This window comes from Tamlana sp. s12 (genome assembly GCF_016767215.1).
GTDB classification, from domain to species: Bacteria; Bacteroidota; Bacteroidia; order Flavobacteriales; family Flavobacteriaceae; genus Pseudotamlana; species Pseudotamlana agarivorans.
Genome location: NZ_CP068547.1, coordinates 1,308,500 through 1,326,931, shown reverse-complemented (window position 1 = coordinate 1,326,931; position 18,432 = coordinate 1,308,500). Strand labels below are relative to the sequence as shown.

At 35.5% G+C, this 18,432-nt stretch carries 14 protein-coding genes; 8 read left to right on the top strand and 6 right to left on the bottom strand.

Going from position 1 to position 18,432, the window contains the following annotated elements; genetic code table 11:
• The 5 genes from JJL45_RS05620 (at window position 1) to rlmB (ending at window position 6,814) form a co-directional block, all read left to right on the top strand.
• On the top strand, window positions 1-3,180 hold the full coding sequence (locus JJL45_RS05620; RefSeq protein WP_068602675.1) for a SusC/RagA family TonB-linked outer membrane protein: 3,180 nt from the start codon (window positions 1-3) through the stop codon (window positions 3,178-3,180).
• Between the two features lie 19 nt (window positions 3,181-3,199).
• Window positions 3,200-4,654, top strand: coding sequence for a SusD/RagB family nutrient-binding outer membrane lipoprotein (locus JJL45_RS05615; protein WP_082935888.1), 1,455 nt, complete (start codon window positions 3,200-3,202; stop codon window positions 4,652-4,654).
• 13 nt (window positions 4,655-4,667) lie between these two features.
• Window positions 4,668-5,408 carry a BT_2262 family domain-containing protein gene (locus JJL45_RS05610; protein ID WP_082935889.1) on the top strand — a complete coding sequence of 247 codons (741 nt, stop codon included), beginning with the start codon at window positions 4,668-4,670 and terminating at the stop codon, window positions 5,406-5,408.
• 13 nt (window positions 5,409-5,421) lie between these two features.
• Window positions 5,422-5,937 carry a lipid-binding protein gene (locus JJL45_RS05605; protein ID WP_068602678.1) on the top strand — a complete coding sequence of 172 codons (516 nt, stop codon included), beginning with the start codon at window positions 5,422-5,424 and terminating at the stop codon, window positions 5,935-5,937.
• A gap of 139 nt (window positions 5,938-6,076) precedes the next feature.
• The gene (rlmB, locus tag JJL45_RS05600; protein ID WP_068602679.1) at window positions 6,077-6,814 is read left to right on the top strand and encodes a 23S rRNA (guanosine(2251)-2'-O)-methyltransferase RlmB; all 738 of its coding nucleotides are present in this window, start codon (window positions 6,077-6,079) and stop codon (window positions 6,812-6,814) included.
• A 144-nt stretch (window positions 6,815-6,958) separates the two neighbouring features.
• Here the strand turns inward: rlmB and JJL45_RS05595 are convergent, their stop codons facing one another.
• A complete protein-coding gene (locus JJL45_RS05595; protein WP_068602680.1) occupies window positions 6,959-7,702 on the bottom strand; it encodes a rhomboid family intramembrane serine protease in 744 nt (247 codons plus the stop codon).
• A gap of 123 nt (window positions 7,703-7,825) precedes the next feature.
• Here JJL45_RS05595 and JJL45_RS05590 point away from each other — a divergent pair, with 123 nt between their 5' ends.
• The gene (locus JJL45_RS05590; RefSeq protein ID WP_202664350.1) at window positions 7,826-9,109 is read left to right on the top strand and encodes a replication-associated recombination protein A; all 1,284 of its coding nucleotides are present in this window, start codon (window positions 7,826-7,828) and stop codon (window positions 9,107-9,109) included.
• Between the two features lie 12 nt (window positions 9,110-9,121).
• Here JJL45_RS05590 and JJL45_RS05585 read toward each other — a convergent pair whose 3' ends face one another.
• The 3 genes from JJL45_RS05585 to radC all read right to left on the bottom strand — a co-directional run bounded on the left by JJL45_RS05585 (window position 9,122) and on the right by radC (window position 11,999).
• Window positions 9,122-9,871, bottom strand: coding sequence for a hypothetical protein (locus JJL45_RS05585; RefSeq protein ID WP_068602682.1), 750 nt, complete (start codon window positions 9,869-9,871; stop codon window positions 9,122-9,124).
• A gap of 128 nt (window positions 9,872-9,999) precedes the next feature.
• Window positions 10,000-11,166 (bottom strand): polysaccharide deacetylase family protein, encoded by a 1,167-nt coding sequence (locus JJL45_RS05580; protein ID WP_317191991.1) that lies wholly within the window; start codon window positions 11,164-11,166, stop codon window positions 10,000-10,002.
• Window positions 11,167-11,300: 134 nt separating this feature from the next.
• Window positions 11,301-11,999 (bottom strand): RadC family protein, encoded by a 699-nt coding sequence (gene radC / locus JJL45_RS05575; RefSeq protein WP_068602684.1) that lies wholly within the window; start codon window positions 11,997-11,999, stop codon window positions 11,301-11,303.
• A gap of 110 nt (window positions 12,000-12,109) precedes the next feature.
• Between radC and JJL45_RS05570 the strand changes: the two genes are divergently transcribed.
• The gene (locus JJL45_RS05570) at window positions 12,110-12,997 is read left to right on the top strand and encodes a dienelactone hydrolase family protein (protein ID WP_068602685.1); all 888 of its coding nucleotides are present in this window, start codon (window positions 12,110-12,112) and stop codon (window positions 12,995-12,997) included.
• A gap of 98 nt (window positions 12,998-13,095) precedes the next feature.
• Window positions 13,096-15,723, top strand: coding sequence for a mechanosensitive ion channel domain-containing protein (locus JJL45_RS05565; RefSeq protein WP_202664349.1), 2,628 nt, complete (start codon window positions 13,096-13,098; stop codon window positions 15,721-15,723).
• Between the two features lie 112 nt (window positions 15,724-15,835).
• On the opposite strand, the gene JJL45_RS05560 is transcribed toward JJL45_RS05565, so the two are convergent.
• Together JJL45_RS05560 and JJL45_RS05555 are read right to left on the bottom strand one after the other, a co-directional pair.
• Window positions 15,836-17,191: a UDP-N-acetylmuramate--L-alanine ligase gene (locus tag JJL45_RS05560; RefSeq protein WP_068602687.1), complete on the bottom strand. Its 1,356-nt coding sequence runs from the start codon at window positions 17,189-17,191 to the stop codon at window positions 15,836-15,838.
• Window positions 17,192-17,418: 227 nt separating this feature from the next.
• Window positions 17,419-18,369, bottom strand: coding sequence for a tetratricopeptide repeat protein (locus JJL45_RS05555; RefSeq protein WP_068602688.1), 951 nt, complete (start codon window positions 18,367-18,369; stop codon window positions 17,419-17,421).
• Between the last annotated feature and the right edge of the window lie 63 nt (window positions 18,370-18,432).

Sequence of the window (18,432 nt, the reverse complement as noted above, 5' to 3'; positions counted from 1 at the left end):
ATGAAAACAAAGTTTAGTGGAATTCTAACGCTATTACTAGCGCTAGTTGTGCAACTAACGTTTGCACAAGAAAAGACAATTTCAGGTACGGTTTCTGACGGAACAGGCTTACCGCTTCCTGGAGCAACAGTCTTAGTAAAAGGTACAACTACTGGTACTTCAACAGATTTCGATGGTAAATACTCGATTGAAGCTAATACTGGAGACATTCTTGTTTTTAGTTTTGTTGGTTACACCACAAAGGATGTGACTGTAGCAGCTTCAAACAGTATTAATGTAACATTAGCTGAAGATGCAGAATCTTTAGATGAAGTTGTAGTAACGGCATTCGGTAGCACAAGAGCTTCCAAAGCTTTAGGGTATGCAACTACAAAAATTACGGGTGAGCAACTAACTGAAGTTTCTGCTCAGAACCCTGTAGAGTCATTATCAGGTAAAATTGCTGGTGTCGATATTTCTTCTCCTGCTCAACCAGGAGCATCGACAAAGGTTGTTTTTAGAGGTATAGGCTCAATCACAGGATCTAACTCCCCGCTTTATGTAGTAGATGGTTCTCCAATTCAGGATAGTTCATCTAGTAATGTGGATTCAACAAGTTCTTTTGATGCCGGTACAGGTATTAATGACCTTGATCCAAACACAATCGAATCTATAAACTTCCTAAAAGGTGCGGCTGCGACTGCATTATATGGATCTAGAGGTTCAAATGGTGTTGTTGTTATTACGACAAAAAGAGGTAAAAACAAATTAAAAGTAAGCGTATCAACTTCAATCGATTTAACAGAAGTATCTCGTGTACCTCACTTCCAAAATCAATTTGGAACTGGTTGGGCTGGAGCGTCATACTCTAACGTTTCAGGTGAAGGACCTTTAGCTGCTAGTAACGAAAATGGTTCTTGGGGACCTGCTTTTAACGGTCAAGTAAGACCTTGGAGTAGAATTGTAAACAACCAACAACTTATTGCGCCTTATGTAGGATTAGAAAATAATATGAAAGACTTTTATGAGAACGGAACGTCTTACTTAACTTCGCTAAATATTAGTGGTGGTAATGAAAAATCTGATGTATCATTTACTTACTCAAGAAATGATGTAGACGGTGTAATACCTACCGACAGAGATAGTTTTGCAAAAAACAACTTAGGTCTTAATGCCGGAATTAAAAATGATAAATTCTCAATTAGAGCTTCGGGTAACTATACGCACAAAACGCAAAAAGCAGTACCTACAGGACAGGGAGATGATGCTGGTTTCGGTAAATCTTTAACTCAAGAGATTATTCAAATACCTAATGACAAGAGTATCATCGATATGGAAGACCGTTCCTTAATTTGGAATACACCTAGTTATTTCTATACTCCATATGCTCAAAATCCTTACACTACACTAGAAAGTAATAATATTGAAATTAAAAAAGATAGATTTTTTGGTAATGTGAATTTCTCATATAATCTTACTGATTTCTTAACTGCTTCTTTCCAAACAAGTGCAGATATCGACAATGAAAGTGTAAAACGTTATGGAGCTATAATTGATTACATAGACGGATCTGCTCAGGATTTAGCTGGAGCAAATGAAGTTGTTGGAGCTGTTCAAGAAAACAAGTATACACGAAGAGAATATGACACATATTTAAACTTCAACTTTTTAGATACTAGCATTACAGAAAACTTATCTGTAAATGGTCTTGTAGGTCTTAACTACAATGAAAGAAATGGAGATCAATTAACTGTTACTGTTAATGATTTGGATTTACCTAACTATTATGAATTATCAAATTCAGCTTCTACACCAGCAATAGAACAACAAAATTATTTGAGACGTGTATTTGGTTTATATGCTCAAGCTGAATTAAGTTTCTTAGACAGATATTTCTTAACGCTTACTGCTAGAAATGACTGGTCTTCTACTTTACCTTACGAAAATAACTCTTACTTCTACCCTTCTGCTTCACTTGCTGCGATAGTATTGGATAACGGAGAGCACTTTTTAAAGTTAAGAGGTGGTTTTGCAAGAATTGGTAATGACACGAACTTATACTCGGTTTTTTCAACAGCAGGACAAGCAGTTAACGACGGGTATTTCGGTCAAATCACTTACCCTTTTGGAGGTGTTAACGGATATGAGATTTTTGGAACTATCGAGAATCAATCCTTAGCTCCTGAAATCACAGATGAGATAGAGGTAGGTCTTGAAGCTAGATTTTTTAATGGTCGCTTAGGTTTAGATGTCGCTTTATATGACAGAACAACATCTGATCTTATTGTTGATTTACCTGTTGCAAGATCAACTGGATATTCAGTAGTAACTGGAAATTTTGTTGACCTAACTAATAAAGGTATTGAAATAGCACTTACAGCAACACCAATTGCTACCAAAAATTTCTCTTGGGATTTAACTTACACATTTACTAAAAATAATGGTGAGGTTACAAACGTAGTTGGTGAAGATGATAAAATCTCTATTTATAGCGCCTACAATATTAACTTTTATGCTGAAGAAGGCCAACCTTTAGGTTCTTTCTATGGTCCAAAACCGGCTAAAGACGATGATGGTAATTACATTGTTGACCCAAATACAGGATTCTACACTTACAGTGGTGAAGAAGAATACTTAGGTACTTCTCAAAGAGATTTCATTATGGGACTACAAAACACCTTGAAATACAAAAATTTCGCTTTAAACTTTGGTTTTGATTGGAAGCAAGGAGGTAAAATGTACTCGTACACGAAACGTTTAAGCCATTTCGTAGGAAACGGCATTGAAACAACATACAACGGAAGAAACCCTTGGGTTATCCCTGGTTCTGTTGTACCAGATGGTAGTGGTGGTTATACAGAAAACACGAATCCTGTAAATTTTGAAGATGTAACAGCATTCTATAACGCATCTCAAAACCAAGCAATCGAAGGATCACACGTAATAGATAAAACATTTATTAGATTAAGAGATGCTTCACTATCGTATACTCTTCCTAATAAGTTACTACAAAATACAGGAATCACTAATATGGTGTTTTCTATATACGGTAAAAACTTGGCGCTTTGGACACCTTCAGGAAACCCTTATGTTGATCCAGAAACAACAAGTTACGGTAGAGGTATTAGAAGTGAATTTGGAGAATTTGCTACTAACCCAGCTCAAAGAGCATATGGTGGGTCTGTAAAATTTTCTTTCTAACTTAAAATATTAAATTAAAATGAAAAATACATATATAAAAATATCAAGTCTAATCGTTGCTGGACTACTTATACTATCTTCTTGTACAACGAGCTTAGACATTAATAGAGATCCTGATTCTTTATCACCAGATCAAGTACCCATGAACTCTCAACTTCCTGCAGCAATTACTGGAATAGCAGCTTCAGCTGGTTCTTATATGGCTATTGTAGGAGGGTTTTGGAGTCAATTTTGGACACAGAGTGCTGTAGCTAACCAGTACATATTAATTGACGATTATACCATTCCAGCTTCAAGTGCCATAACTAATAGAGCATGGTCTTCAATGTATGATGCACTTACAGATATTAGAAACATTAAACGTATTGCAAACGAAGATGAAAACTGGAATTATTACTTAATTGCAACGACACTCGAAGTATATGCTTCGCAGCTATTAGTAGATACTTATGGTTCTATTCCTTATACTGAAGCGAATGACACCTCTATCTTAACACCTAAGTTTGAATCTGGTGAAGAAGTATATGATTTAATGGTCGCTGATTTAAAAGAAGCCTTAAGTAAAAATCTTGCACTGTCACCAATCGATAATGTTCCTGGAACTACAGATTTCTTATTTCAAGGAGACATGGACAAATGGACACAGTTTGCTAACAGTATGCTTTTGAAATTGTACATGAGACAAACAGAAGTTAGACCGAGCGTTGCCTCAGCAGGCATTAATGAATTATTAAATTCTGGTGCTCAATTTCTAACAATGGATGCAGGTATTGCAAGCAACTACTTTGCTGATGAAGCTAGTAAAAGTAATCCATTATATGAAACTGACAGAAGACAATTAAATGTTGGAACTAACCTAAGAGCAAGTACTACTATGGGAAGCTTTTTAGACACTAATTTAGATCCAAGATTAGCTTTATTTTATGACGGAACAACATTCCAAGATCAAGGCGATTTTGACCAAGGATCTTCAACAGCATCTGTAGTAATTTTAAATCCAACTACAGCTGTATATTTAATGTCATTAGCAGAGTCTAAGTTTTTACATGCTGAAGCCTTAATTCGATACAAAGGTGGAAATGGAGCCGAAGCTGTTTACAACGAAGGTGTAATGGCTGCTTTTGATAACTGGGAGCTTGATGGAACTGCTATGTTGGCAACTGCATACGCTTACCCTAATGGAAGTATGGAAGATAATATTAAAGCTGTAATTACTCAAAAATGGGTTGCTTCTTTCCCTGGAAATGGATACGAATCGTTCTTCGAACAAAACAGAACTGGATACCCTGAAATCTCTTCAGTACCTCAAGTTGACCCTGCATATGTAGCTGGTGAGTTTTCTTATTCTATAGAAGGAAAAACAGGAGGTCAATTCCCGAAGCGTTTAGTATTCCCACAAGAAGAAAGACAACGTAATCCAAATGCACCTGCTGCATCAGCTGTTACGGATAACGTTTGGTATGACATAAACTAAAAAAAATAAAAAAATGAAAAGAATACAATATTTATATATACTGATGATTTTTATTTCTGGCACAATCGCTTCTTGTACTACAGATAGTACAGGCAATGTATCAGAAGTTACGACCTACCCTATAATTACGCTTACAGGTGATCCTGTAGTCCTTGTAACTCAAGGTGACACTTATACCGATGAAGGTGCTGTATCTACGGTTGGAAGTGATGTTATTGATACTGAAACATCGTTTTCAAGTGGAACTTATTTCAGCGCACCTGGTGTTGACACAAATTCGCCTGACCAATATTTAGTAACTTACGCTGCAGAAAATGCAGATGGATTTGCTGGTACAAATTCAAGAACTGTTTGGGTAGCTAACACTGGTGATTTAGTGAATAGCATAGAAGGTCTTTATACATCTGATGTACAAAGAGCACCTGATTTTGTTGCAACAACTAATGATTTAAAATATGTTATTATTAGCAAAACAGGAACAAACACTTATGAAATAACTCATGCTATTGGTGGTTACTACGATATGGGTAGAGCTTATGGTCCTGGATATGCAGCCAGAGGTGCTATTATTACCGCTAACGATATAGCAAGTAATGATTTCTCTATTAGCCAAGCTGTATTTCCTATCTGGGGAAACACGGTTGATATAATTGACTTTAAAGTAGATGCTGCTGCAAAAGCGATTACATTTCAAGGAAATGGAAATTTTGCAAATGGAACATTTAAAGTACAGTTAAAACAAGTTCAATTTTAAAAAAATTAAGAATATGAAAATATATAAATCAATTATTGGAGCCCTAATATTAATGGTTTCTTTAAGTTTTACTTCTTGTGATGAAGTAGAGGATGTAAATGTAGGAGGTAGCTCTGTTGAAAAAATGTCTGGAGATTGGTGGGTTATAGCCTTAGAACCAGATGGAGTAACTCCAGCTTACGGAGGTGACTACGTGCAATTCTCAACGTACAATACCGCAGCAAACAATGACATGATGTGGGTAGATGATCATGGACATTGGATGGAAATTAAGACTCAAGTAGAAACTGATTTAGACGCTATGACGTTCGAAGGAGAACCTAATTCAGATGAACTTATTACTGGAGGTACCGTATCAGTTACTAATGGAGTAATTACCAAAGCTACTTATGAAACAAGCAGCAATACTATGGTTGACGAAATTACTTTTGAAGCTGAATTTGATTGGGCACCAGGAACAGTATTCAAATTCAAAGGGCATAAAAGAACTGGATTTGCTGAAGATGAAAACCCACATTATTCAAACTAATTAAGTAGAATAATCTAAAATTAATACTAAAAACCGATTTACATTTGTGTAAATCGGTTTTTTAAATTTTGGTATATAATCAACAAAAGATAATCACAAATTTAGGAGGCAATGTATTTTCTTTCATACCTTTACTCCAATGGAAAATCAGACACAAATATTCGGTATTCGCGCTATCATTGAGGCCATTAACGCCAATCAAACTATAGACAAAGTCTTTCTTCAAAAAGGATTACAAGGTGATTTATTTTCAGAATTAGAGACTTTAATTAATAAAAAGTCGATAAACAAGTCTTATGTTCCTGTTGAGAAACTAAATAAGTTATCAAAAGGAAACCATCAAGGAGCCGTTGCTCAAATATCCCCTATTGCGTTTCATGATATGGAAACTTTAGTTTCTAATGTGATTGAATCTGGTAAAACCCCATTATTTCTACTATTAGATCAACTTAGTGATGTTAGAAATTTTGGTGCCATTATTAGAACTGCCGAATGTACAGGAGTTGATGGTATTATCATTCAGAAAAAAGGAGGTGCTCCTGTAAACGGAGATACCATAAAAACTAGTGCTGGAGCGGTTTTTAAAGTCCCTATTTGCAAAGTAGATCATATTAAAGATGCCGTGTTTTTTATGCAAGCATCCGGAATAAAAGTCATTGCTGCCACCGAAAAAACTAATGACACCCTATACGATGTATCCTTTACTGAACCCTGCGCGATTGTCATGGGATCGGAAGGCCGCGGTATCAACCCATCCATCATAAAAGTATCGGATGCTAAAGCTAAACTTCCGCTACTAGGTGAAATTGAATCTTTAAATGTTTCCGTAGCTTGTGGTGCTTTCTTATATGAAGTACTCAGACAGAGACGTGATTAGTTATTGGAAAATAAAAATACAATTTTAAATTGTAGTTAATTTTTTCTTGGCTCTTGGCTCTTGGCTCTTGGCTCTTGGCTCTTGGCTCTTGGCTCTTAAAAAGTATAAATTCTAATTGTAATCTAAGTGTTTAAAAAAGTCTTTTCACTTTTCACTATCCCTTTTATAAATATAATTATAAGTCACAGGATTTACGGTTTCAGTATCTTCAACCTCATCGTCATCAATACTTTCGATAAAATTTCCATTTTCATCAAAATGTTTTAGGAAAGGATCATCGGCTTCATTGTAGTCTTCCGCTTCCCAAACATACTTAATAGGTTTTTTGATCTGCTTTTTAAAAATAATAGCGAAAAACAATCCACATATTAAACCCGACAGGTGACCTTCCCAGGATATCCCCTCTTTAATCGGAAAGGTATACCAAATCATACTTCCGTAAAGGAAAACCACAGCTAAAGACAAGGCTACTAATCTATAGTATTTAGCAAATATGCCTTTGAAAAAAAGAAAACTCACTAACACATAAATGAGTCCGCTAGCCCCAATATGATAAGAAGGACGACCTATACACCAAGTTAGAAAACCGGATAGTAAAATACCATAAGCCAAAATTTTCCAAGCTATGGGGCGGTAGAAATAAAATAAGGCTGCAGAAAGCACAAACAAGGGTATGGTGTTATGATATAGATGCTCGATATCGCCATGTATAAAAGGACTAAATACGATACCCCTTAAACCTTTTAATGTTTGTGGGTAAATACCATAGGTATTGAAATGCTGCCCAAAGCGCACTTCAAACCAAAATACGAACCAAATGGTTAGAATAAAAAACAAGGGATATGCTATAACCCCTGTACTAAATTGAAAAGACTCTTTTTGCTTCATCGAAATAAATATAGCAAAATGTTATCCAAATTCGTTTGTATGTTAAATTGGCATGTTTTCAGTCTTTAAAAAATGTTTATCTGATTTCTAAGCATTGCATAATAAATGTTTTAATTTTACAACATGAATGTAAATGAACCTTTAGCTGAACGCCTACGACCAAAAACACTTGATGACTATGTGAGTCAGACCCATCTTGTAGGTGAAACCGGTTCGTTAACACAGCATATCAAGCAAGGTTTAATTCCTTCCATGATTTTTTGGGGACCACCAGGAACTGGAAAAACAACCCTTGCTAATATTATTGCAACAAAATCCGGAAGGCCTTTTTATACCTTAAGTGCCATAAATTCTGGTGTTAAAGACATTCGTGACGTTATAGAAAAGGCTAAAAATAGCGGCGGACTCTTTACGGTTAAAAACCCTATTTTATTTATTGATGAAATTCATCGCTTCAGTAAATCTCAACAAGACTCTTTATTACAAGCCGTTGAAAAAGGATGGATTACCCTTATAGGAGCGACTACAGAGAACCCTAGCTTTGAGGTTATTTCTGCACTTCTATCCAGATGTCAGGTTTATATTCTCAATGCCTTTGACAAACATGATTTAGAAACACTACTAAATCGTGCTATTAAAACCGACGTTTACCTCTCAAAGAAAAAGATTATTTTAAAAGAAACTAGTGCTCTTTTAAAACTCTCTGGCGGTGATGGCAGGAAGTTGCTAAATATTTTTGAACTGTTAGTAAACTCCTATGATTCGGATGTGGTTGAAATCACCGATGAGGCCGTTTTACAACGCATACAAAACAATACAGTTCGATACGACAAAACAGGCGAACAACATTACGATATTATTTCAGCTTTTATAAAATCCATTCGTGGTAGCGATCCTAATGCTGCTGTATACTGGTTAGCGCGCATGATTGAAGGTGGTGAAGACGTTAAATTTATAGCCCGCCGTTTACTTATTGCTGCTAGCGAAGATATTGGCAATGCTAATCCAACGGCATTAGTAATTGCGAATAACACCTTCCAGGCTGTATCAACTATTGGTTTCCCTGAGTCTCGAATTATTTTAAGTCAGTGTGCCACATATTTGGCCTGCTCTCCTAAAAGTAATGCTGCATATGCTGCCATAGGTAAAGCGCAACAATTAGTAAAACATACTGGTGATTTAAGTGTACCTATAGACTTAAGAAATGCCCCCACAAAACTCATGAAAGAATTAGGTTATGGCGAAGAATACAAGTACGCCCATAACTACGAAAACAATTTTGCTTCTCAAGAATTCTTACCAGACGCCATAAAAAACACAAAATTATACGAACCTGGAAACAATTCCAGAGAACAGTCGCATCGCGAGTTTTTAAAAAATCGATGGAAAGATAAGTACAACTACTAGACTTTAAGCAAACTAAAACTTAATATTAAGTACTTGTTGTTTTAGCACATCCCCCTCATAATATTCTAAAACCCATTGATTATCTTTTTTGTAGACTGTTGCACTTTTACCCTGAACTAAAAACACATCTTTAGCATTGGTTTTCTGTAATTTATAAACCACTTTAGGGGTATTATCAACAAGCTGATAACCACTGGCTGTCTCTTGAGCGTATAATGTACCGTTTGGTGCTGATGTTTTTACGGGTGCTGCCGACACTAATGCCGTAGCAGGAGGCGCAGGCACATTATTGCTCGCAACTGGAGGAACCGGAGGTGTAGCTACTGTGCCATCATATTTATAGTTAACAGTCTCAAATGACTTAAAAGCATCTCTTAAGGCTAAATTATAAGCCGCTTTAAACTCTTTTTCACGACTTTCTCCTTCTTTAGAGGTAAATACCGTTTGACCGGAACAATTTTGAAGAACTACCGTTAATTTCGTTTTAAATAATCCTGAGCTTTTTAGAACATTCGATTTTAAAGCGATACAACCGTTGTTTACTAAATCCTGTGGATACTCGCCATTATCCATCACCGCGGTAAAACCATATTTTTCAAATAAAAAGGCGGTTAAAGAATTGAGTTGGTATAAATCGGGTTCACTTAAAAACTCATATTTACCAGGTACAATAACATACTTATAGGCGTTTAAATTTTTCTGCGCGATTGCAACCGATACCGAGAACAATGCCAAGCATATTGATAATAATTTCAATTTCATTTTTTTTCTTATTTGTTAAGATACGATTGTAAAGATACAATTTTTATAGAGGTTCAATTCCTTTCAAAAAGTTACATAACTCACAATTACCTAAAGATTATTTTGCCTTTAATGAATTGGCTCAATTATTAATTTTGATCTACAGAGTCTAAAATGAGATTAAATAACTCTTTAAAGCCCTCCCATTCTTTATCTTCCGAAAAGGTGTAATTATGAAACACAGGAACAAACTCACCATTTACCGCTTTAATGCTACTTATAAGTTCATTTAGCACCTTTTTTTTATCCAATAATGACCACTGTTTTAAAAGTGCTACATCCATGAGTTGATAAGGTGTAATTTTTAACGGTGTTTGCACTTCATAGTCTAAATCATAAAATAAAAAAGGTGTGCAAGATCCCGCACGAAACCCAATATGATTAGGATATCCCATGGTGAAATCCTCTTTAATTTCAAGAGAAATAAGATATCTGTAGGTTTCCGGTAGATTTAATTTTGAATGAGATTGCCTGGAAGCTATTAAATTCGTGTTTAAAATATCTTCCATTTTTGCTTTTTCGCGTTTCAACCGTTTTTCATCTTCCAGGGCAAAAAATGAAATTTTCAAACCAACTTGACAGTAATCTGCAACGTGCTTAATTAGAGAAATAAAATCTCTTTTATTAGGACTTACTCCTTTATCGTAAGTAGTTAACTCACCAATTAAAAAAAAGAACAGGAATTTAAATCGCGTATTTTTTTGTCTATTTAACAAATACTTAAACGTATCATGAGGGTCGTTTTTAAACCGAAGTAATACCCCAAACCTATCATAAAGGCTAACAATTCTAAACTTCGAAAAATCAGACAAAACCCCAACTACAGTTCGCAAAAACCCTTTAAGTTTATACTTATAGGGACTAGGCACATCAATAATTGGCTTCACAGAATAATTTTTATTAGGAAATTTAAAATCAGGAAACTGTGCTTGCAATGCCGCCTTAAATTTATAGGCCCAAATATCGACCACAGGTTGATGCAAAAAACCGGAGTTGTAAGCCAAACTTTCTTCGGCAGTAAAGCGTCCGAACTCATCTTTTACATGGGGTAAATATTCTTCATAACGCGATAACATATAAAATGAAGCTGAGAATATATCGAAAGGAATGGCACTCCTATCACCATTGGAAAAAAAACATTTGGTATTATCCCATTTTTGAATATTGATATCGACATCACTCAAGCCTTGCTCAAATAAAATATCATGACTTTTAACAAAGAATTCATTCCCAAGTGCCTGCTTGGTATAGGACATTTTCAAACTATCGTGCGCAATAAATTCTTCAATCTTTGTTGTAAACTTGACTTCAAACCCTAAAATTCTTGTGCATATATGCTTGAAGATATAGTTTAAACGGGGCGATATGTGATGGGTATATACGAGTAACATTACAACAAGCTTTCATCAGCAAAGCTAAAATAAGCCGATTCTGTTATGATTAAGTGATCTAATACCTGAATATCTAGACTTTGGGCAGCATTTTTTAATTTCTGAGTAATTTGCTTATCGGCTTCACTAGGTTTTAGTGTTCCTGAAGGGTGGTTATGTGTTAAAATTAGACCCGTTGCACCTACCTCTAAAGCCGTTTTTAAAACCAAACGCACATCCACTAAAGTTCCTGTAATTCCACCTTTACTCTGCTGATTTTTTAGCAATACCTTGTTTGAATTATTTAAATAAATAATCCAAAATTCTTCATGATCAAGTTCGCCTATAACCGGTTGCATCAACTCGAATACCGAACGGCTAGAGTTTATTTTATAGCGCTCTAAGGCTTCCTCTCCCCGACGTCGCCTTCCTAACTCTAAGGCAGCTAAAATAGTTATAGCCTTAGCTTCACCAATGCCCTTAAACGCCATAAGTTGCTTTATAGACAAGCGTCCTAAAGCACTTAAATTATTATTGGTACTAGCTAAAATTCGCTTACATAAAGCCACAGCGCTTTCATCACGGTTTCCCGAACCAATCAAAATAGCTACTAACTCGGCATCACTTAAAGCCGTTTTTCCTTTGTAAAGAAGTTTTTCTCTGGGCTGATCGTCTTGACTCCAATGCTTTATGGAAAAGGAGGCTGGTTTATCTTGCATCTGATAAATATAAATATTGTAAATTTATAAATCAACAATGGATAATTTTAAATTTCAAAAACATAAAAGCCCTTTATTATTCATAGTAATTTATTTAAACCATTATTCTTATGAAACCAATTAAAAAAGAAGATCTCAGCCAAGACATTTACGATTTATACGATGACTATGCTCACAATAAAATAGACCGCCGACAATTTGTTGAAAAGCTCTCTTTATTTGCGATTGGCGGACTTACCTTACCTTCGCTTTTAAGCTTTGTTTCTCCTAATTATAAGGACAATTTAATGGTTAATCCCAATGATCCTACTTTAGATTCTGATTACATTCATTACAATTCGCCTCAAGGCGGTGGTTCTATAAAAGGCCTACTCTCTAAACCTAAAGACGTAGATACAAAGTTACCTGGCGTTATCGTTGTTCATGAAAATCGCGGATTAAATCCGTATATAGAAGATGTAGGACGACGCACGGCTTTAGAAGGCTTTATCTCTCTAGCTCCTGACGCCCTAACACCATTAGGCGGCTATCCAGGAAATGACGACGAAGGCAGAGCTTTACAACGAAAAAGAGACAAAAATGAGATGCTAGAAGATTTTATTGCAGCCAACTATTATTTAAAATCTCATGACAATTGTAACGGACATGTTGGCGTAGTTGGTTTTTGTTTTGGTGGCTGGATTTCTAATATGATGGCCGTAAAAATTCCAACTTTAGGTGCTGCAGTTCCTTTTTATGGCGGACAACCTACAGAAGAAGAAACTTCAAAGATTAAAGCCCCATTAATGCTTCAGTTTGGAGAACTAGATACTCGCGTAAATGCCGGCTGGCCTGATTATGAAGCCGCATTAAAAAAATACAATAAAACCTATGAAGCTTTTATCTATCCCGGAGCCAATCATGGTTTTCATAACAACACAACTCCTAGATACGATGAAGCTGCAGCAAAATTAGCATGGACTAGAACCATAGATTTTTTTAAAAAGAACTTGGTTTAATTCGAATTACAGTCGCTTAACCCTGTTTTTAAAGCCTCAGAAACCTCTTAATACATTATACAAAACAGTATATTTGTATGATAAATTCAGCCTAAAAAATGACACCTAAGTATTTTTTATCAGCATTATTATTATGTTTCTCTATTCTTGTAAACGTAGAAACAACAAGCGCTCAAGGAATCATTCCTGAACAAGAACAAGCCGATAAAACGAAAATAGATTCTACTAAAGTACAGCCAGAGGCCATTCCTCTTATCAGTATTGTACGGAGTATAGAAGAAACGAACAACGAAATTAAAAGCATTCAGAGGATAATTGAAATCCCTGAAAGCATAAAAAAAATTGATTCGCTTCTTCCTATATATTCCCAGTTTCTAGAAGTAGAAGGACAACGTACAGAACACTTTATTAAAGCCAATCCAAATAGTCAGAAAGTAAACAATACCATGCTTACTTGGGGCGATTACTTGTCCTACCTATCGAAATGGATGGAAACCATTAACGATCAAGAAAAGCGTAACTCTATTCTAATTGAAAATATCCTTAATAAATCGGAAGTCTGGAGCTTAAGCTATAAAAATGCCATTGAAAATGAAGCCCCAGAAGAGGTTTTAAATGGTATTAGAAAAACTCTAGAAGCCGTTGAAAACACTAAAAACACCATTTTAGAAAATAATAATTATTACTTAAGATTAGAGACCAAATTAAGCGAGCAAACCAACTATGTCGAGGATATTAGAAACGACCTTTTGAATTTAAAAAATTCTGAAGTTTATGATTTATTCCATTTAAGACACCCTCCTATTTGGAAAACTTCATTTAAACGCACCCCAAAAGAATTAGAGGAACAGCAACAAATTGATGATTTAGAAAAAGAGTCGGCTTCTATCCCTAATTTGGACGATAACTACGTGAGTAGCTTTATCATGTTTCTTATTTTTGTAGTGTTTTTCTCTTTTTTGTTTCGATATTTCAAACTTGGGTTTTTAAAATATCCTTATGAAGACAAAGATGAAAGAATCATAGACGCCAAAAATCTTATACTCGAAAAGGACAAACTTTGTGTTTTATTTTTATCGCTACTCTTTGGCGAATTGTTTTTTAGCAACTTACCTAAATTAGCTAGTGATTTTATCACGCTTTTCACTCTTATAACGGCCATCCCGATAATTAGGCCAATCATATCAGAAAAGTATAAGAGAATTTTGTTTTGTGTTGTACTATTTTTCATTTTAAATACCACAAAATCATATTTATGGTATTCTTCATTGGGTTACCGACTATATATTCTTGGAGAAGCCATTGTCGTAATTATCATTCTCTATCATTTCACATCACCCTACCTTAGAACATTAAAAACTTTTAAAAAAGGGTTTAGCAAACTCCTTTTTCAATTGGTTCCGGTGGTGTATTTTTTAAGTTTTGTATCCATTATATCTAATATTTTAGGCTTTACGAATTTAACAGATATCACTCTTAAAATTAGTACTCAAGGTGGCATTATAACCATGGTTTTTTATGCTATAACACTAATTATTAACGGCATAGCCATTAGTGTTATTCATCGACATTTTACAGTAAAACAAACCTACAGTTTTGTAGAACGAAAAAACATTGAGAACAAAGCTTTAAAACGCATACGAATTACGGCCTATATACTCTGGGGCATATTCTTCTTAGGCATGGTCGATTTACTTCGTCCAATCTTTACTTTCTTAGGTGACACGCTATCAGAACCCTATAAAATAGGCAGCATCACTTTTACCTTGGGAGCTATTGTTAGTTTTTCGTTGATCCTATTCTTATCTTTTACACTTACCAAACTAGTTTCCTTTTTAATTAATGATGGTGATGGGATACTACGTTTTTTAAAACTACCTAAAGGGATTCCTGCTGCGATTTCCTTAGTGATTCGTTATTTCATTATTGGCTTTGGAACCATATTAGCCTTATCGGCTTTAGGTATTGATTTAAGCAAATTTAACCTCATGGCTGGCGCCTTGGGTGTGGGTATTGGTTTCGGATTGCAAAACATAGTCTCCAACTTTATTTCCGGATTAATTTTAGTTTTTGAACGCCCTATATTGCCTGGTGACACCGTTGAAGTGAATAACCTTTTAGGAACCGTTTCTCGTATTGGAATTCGCGCTTCAAATATTAGTACTTTTGATGGCTCGGAAGTTGTGGTACCAAACAACAACTTAATTTCCAACGATTTAATAAACTGGACACTTTCAAACAACACCAAACGTATTGAAGTTTTAATTGGTACAACGTATGATTCTGACCCTAATGAAATTTTAAAAATACTCACTGAAGTAGCTCAAAACTGTGATTACATCTTAAAAGACCCAGCGCCTCGTGCCTTATTTAATGATTTTGGGGACAGCTCATTAAACTTCAGATTGCTATTTTGGGTACATTATGAATTAGGATTACAAGCAAAAAGCGATATTTCAATAGGTATTTACAACCGATTTAAAGAAGAAGGTGTTGAAATTCCGTTTCCACAACGTGATCTTAATATTAGAAATGTCCCAGAATCTTTTCAATTAAACCCTACTCAAACACCAACTGAAATTCCCAACATGGCCAAGGAAGAAGATTTGAACAAAAATATGAAACGTCCTATCGTAGATCCTTTAAAACCGGATATGGATTCTGATGGATCAAACAGTAATGGAGACAGTGATGGCCCAGATGCCGATGCTGAGCCTGTTAAGTAGGTTAATGGTTAATGGTTAATGGTTAATGGTTAATGGAAGCTACAAATTGACGCTTTAACCTCGCGATTACACGATTAAACATATCAAAAATTAAACAACAAAAACCAGCACTTTACACAACCAAAGTCTTGACTTCTTCAAAATTTAAACCACCGTAGTTCCCTGAACTCATTAAAAGCAATGCTTTATTTTCTAAATCTTGAGTAAACAGGAAGTTTTTAAAATCTTCAGGGTTGGTATAAATAATTAAATCATCGCGCTTAAAAGCTTGCGCAATTTGTTCGTGAGTCACCTTTTGCAATTTCTTTATTTCTACGGCATCTGGAGAATAAAATACTACAGGAACATCGGCAGCGTCTAAAGCGCCTTTATATTCTTTTAAAAACTCAGCATTTAAGCTGCTATAGGTATGAAGCTCTAAACAAGCAATTAATGTTTTATCTTGATATTGCTCTTTAACCGCTTGGGTTGTGGCAGCCACTTTACTAGGCGAATGTGCAAAATCCTTATAAGCGACACTGGTTTTACCTTGGGCAATTTTTTCTAAACGTTTACTGGCCCCCTTAAAGGTTGCTATGGCTTCGTAAAAATCATCTTCGTCAATACCCATATGCTGACAAATCCATTTGGCGCCAGCAAGATTATTTAGGTTGTGCTTGCCAAAAACTTCAATAGGTAAATCGCCTTCGGAAGTTTCTAAAATGGTTTCGCCATTTTGAACCGTATAATCTGGTGTATGATATGGTATTTTACGAATTGGATTTGGGCTGGCTTCTACAACACGCTTTACTTCGGGATCCTCTTCGTTATAATTAATATTACCTCCATTTACAATAGAATCCACAAAAATACTAAACTGTTCTACGTAATTCTCGTAAGTTGGAAACACATTAATATGATCCCAAGCAATACCGCTTAATAAGGCGATGTTCGGCTTGTATAAATGAAATTTAGGACGTCTATCGATAGGCGAACTTAAATACTCATCGCCTTCTAAAACGATGAAATCATTTTCTTCGGTGATTTTTACCATCACATCAAAACCTTCCAACTGAGCACCAACCATATAATCGACATCGCGATCGTGATAATGCATAACGTGCAAAATCATAGAAGTTATGGTGGTTTTACCATGACTTCCACCAATAACAACCCGTGTTTTATTTTTGGACTGCTCGTATAAAAACTCTGGATAACTGTATATTTTTAGTCCGAGTTCCTGAGCTTTCAATAATTCTGGATTATCGGCTTGAGCATGCATTCCTAAAACTACAGCATCTAAACTATTGTTTATTTTTTCTGGATACCACCCAAAAGCTTCTGGCAATAAGCCCTTCGCTTCTAAGCGTGATTTAGAAGGTTCGAAAATGGTGTCGTCACTCCCAGTGACCTGATATCCTTTGTTATGTAATGCGATGGCAAGATTGTGCATAGCTGCGCCGCCAATGGCTATAAAGTGTACGTTCATGCTGTATTTTTGAATGTACCAAATATAGTTTTTTCGGGATGAAATCGCGAATGAAAGCCTTTGAAAATATAGAATTATACTTTAAATCTTGCAATGCCTTTAGCAAAGAGTCTGCGCTAGTGATTGCAGAGGATAGCTTTTGGCGAGCGGCTGCATCGAGCCAAAACTAGTAACGAAAAGCACGACCCTTGTGGTAGCCTGCCTGTCGGCAGGCAGGCGCCAAAAAATTACATGCCTAGAATCTCAATTTTTTCATCTTTAAATTCGGACTGATTAGGCAAAGCTTTAAGTGAGAGGTTTATATGATTTAACGCCACATTTTTGTTATTTTGATAGCGATAAATTTGTGCCAATCGGTAATGCGCCCATGATTCTGGTGCTTCATCGCCAATTTTAAAATTTTCAAGATAGGAAGTTAAATTCCGCTTCCCTTTTTCTAGTTGGATTTGAAATTTAGCAGCCACTTTTCCTATCTGATATTTAAGAATATTTTGATTGAGTTTTTCCTGTGCCTCTTCTAAAGTTTCAATCGCTTTATTTGGTTTATTATGAGCTTCATAAAGATTAAATAGTGAAAAATAACAGGTTAGAGAGCCGCCTACTTGAACCGCTTTTTTGTAGTTGACTTCGGCTTGAGCAAAGTCGTCGTCATACTCGTAAATAAAACCCTTAGCGAGATAACCATCTACCTTTGAAAGCGCTTTTAGTTCCGCTGCATATTGAAGTGCTTTAGTCATACTACCACCAACAATGCCTGGCATTTTCATATACAAATGAACTAGCGCCCAACGTGCATCGATGTGTGTTTTATCCAATTCGGATGCTCTTATAAAAGCCATTTTTATATCACTTACATACATCATGGCTTTGAGTTTATTCTCTATAGCCATCATGCCTAAAACCATCCCGTAATTGTAAAAATACTGCGCATTTTTGGTTTCTTTTTCAAGCACATTTTCATAACTATCAATAGCTTCATCCCATTGTTTTTGATAACCATAAGCATCGCCTAAAAGCGCCTGTGCTTGAATATTATTAGGATCGTTTTTTAAGTAATTCAGCAAAAATATTTCAGCCTTTTTATACTGCTTTTGTTGAAATAACGCATCGACCTCAGCTTTATTTACTTGAGAAAAACTGATGATAGGGAAAAAAATGAAAATCCAAATTTTAGACATAACTACGTGCATTAAATCTGAAGTAATCGCTATTTACATCCTAGAATCTATTGAATTCAATGA